Here is a 1,869-nt window from a genome sequence, read left to right on the forward strand (position 1 = left end):
GACCAGGAACATTCCGATCCATGTCATCTCCGGCGCCGAGGATCTCGAAGTTCTGACGCGCAGGGGCGCTGCAAGCGTTTCGAGCAAGCCGGTTTCGGCTGGTGAGCTCGCCCGCGTTTTCGAGGAAATCCATTCGCGAAACCTGAGGGTGCAGCGCAACGTGCTGATCGCCGATCCTGACCCCGAGCGCCGCCTGGCCCTGGTGGAAGCCATTCGAGATGGCATCACCTCGGTCACCGCGGTCGGTCGTGTCGCCGCCAACGTGGACGAGCCGGGCGCCGCCGCTTATGACGCGATTGTTTTCGGGTTTGGGCGTTCGGCCAAGGACAACGCCCAGATGCTCGACGAAATCGTGTCTCAGTTCAGCGACGCTCTACCGCGCCTGCTGTTCTTCACGCCGCACCCGGACGCGTTTCTGCAGCAGGTCGCGCTGCATCCGGCACTGGGCGATGTCCCACGTGCCGATAACTTCGGCCAGCTCGGGCTCCTGATCTCGGCGGCACTGCCAAGCGACACGCAGAGCGAACAGATCTTGGCCACCGAGCAGGTCGACAATGCCGATCTCGCCGGCGCCAAGGTTCTGATCGTCGACGACGACATTCGCAACATTTACTCGTTGACCAGCGTGCTGGAGACTTACGACATTGATGTGCAGCATGCCGAACGGGGCCGGGACGGCATCGCGTTGCTCGAAGAAACACCCGACGTCGATGTCGCCTTGATCGACATCATGATGCCGGAAATGGACGGCTATGAGACCATGCGTCGGATTCGGGCCATGCCGGCGATAGCGCACATCCCATTGATCGCGGTTACCGCCAAGGCGATGAAAGGCGACCGTCAGAAATGCCTGGACGCCGGCGCATCCGACTACATCGCCAAACCGGTCGACCTCGATCTGCTGCTTGCGTTGCTGCGGGTTTGGATCGGTCGCGCGCGAGCGCGGGCTGAGCCCTTCGCGCCGGCATTGATGACCGCCATCTGAAAGCGCTCCGGCAGGTAAAAGGAATGGCCGCGATCGAGGCAGAAAGAAGCGAACCGGTCGAAGGATTGCGGGCACGCGTTCTCGCGGTCGATGACGACGAACGCAATCTGCTTGCCATCGCGGAGGTGCTTGGCGAAGTCGGCGAGGTCGTCTGCGCCCAGTCGGGTGAGGAAGCGCTGCGCTTCCTGCTCAAGGAAGATTTCGCCGTCATCCTGCTCGACGTGCTCATGCCGAACCTCGACGGCTACGAGACGGCCACGCTGATCCGCCGGCGTGAACGATCGAAAAACACGCCGATCATCTTCCTTACCGCGATCAGCAAGGAAGAGGCGCATATGCTGCGCGGCTATGACGTCGGCGCTGTCGACTACCTGTTCAAGCCGTTCGACCCGGTGATGCTTCGCTCCAAGGTTATGGTCTTCGTCGATCTTCATGAGAAGACGCGCGAGATCGAGCGAAACGCGGCGCGGGAGCAGCGGCTGCTCGAACAGGCGCTGAAGGCCAAGTCGGACAAACTCGATGCCGAGCGGGCGCTGCGCCATTCGGAAGCAAGGCAGGAGGCTATTCTTGCCTCGCTTCCAATTTGTTTTCATGCCCGCTCGGCTGAGGCGCCTTTCGCCGCAAGCTACGTCTCGAAAGGCGTCGAGCGGCTGACAGGGTTCCCGCCGAGCCGTTTCCTGTCCCATCCGGATTTCGGGCTCAGCCGGGTTCACCCCGACGATCGCGAGGAGGTAACCAGGTCGCTTTCGGCGGCATGCGAGACGGGGTCCTATGGCTGCGAATTTCGCTGGCGGTGCGCCAATGATGAATATCGCATCTTCTTCGATCGGGGCGTGGTTTCCAAAGATGACGCTGGGCTCGAGTTGCTTGGCACCATGCAAGAC

The 1,869-nt window shown here is 61.9% G+C and carries 2 protein-coding genes; both read left to right on the top strand.

What is annotated here, in order from left to right; genetic code table 11:
- The first annotated feature begins 160 nt into the window (after window positions 1-160).
- Window positions 161-985 (top strand): response regulator, encoded by an 825-nt coding sequence (locus tag EOA75_RS32385; RefSeq protein ID WP_245466817.1) that lies wholly within the window; start codon window positions 161-163, stop codon window positions 983-985.
- Between the two features lie 23 nt (window positions 986-1,008).
- The coding region (locus tag EOA75_RS32390) for a response regulator (RefSeq protein ID WP_127326102.1) at window positions 1,009-1,869 on the top strand (861 nt) is incomplete at its 3' end.

It is taken from the genome of Mesorhizobium sp. M1A.F.Ca.IN.022.07.1.1 (assembly GCF_003997575.1).
GTDB lineage: Bacteria > Pseudomonadota > Alphaproteobacteria > Rhizobiales > Rhizobiaceae > Mesorhizobium.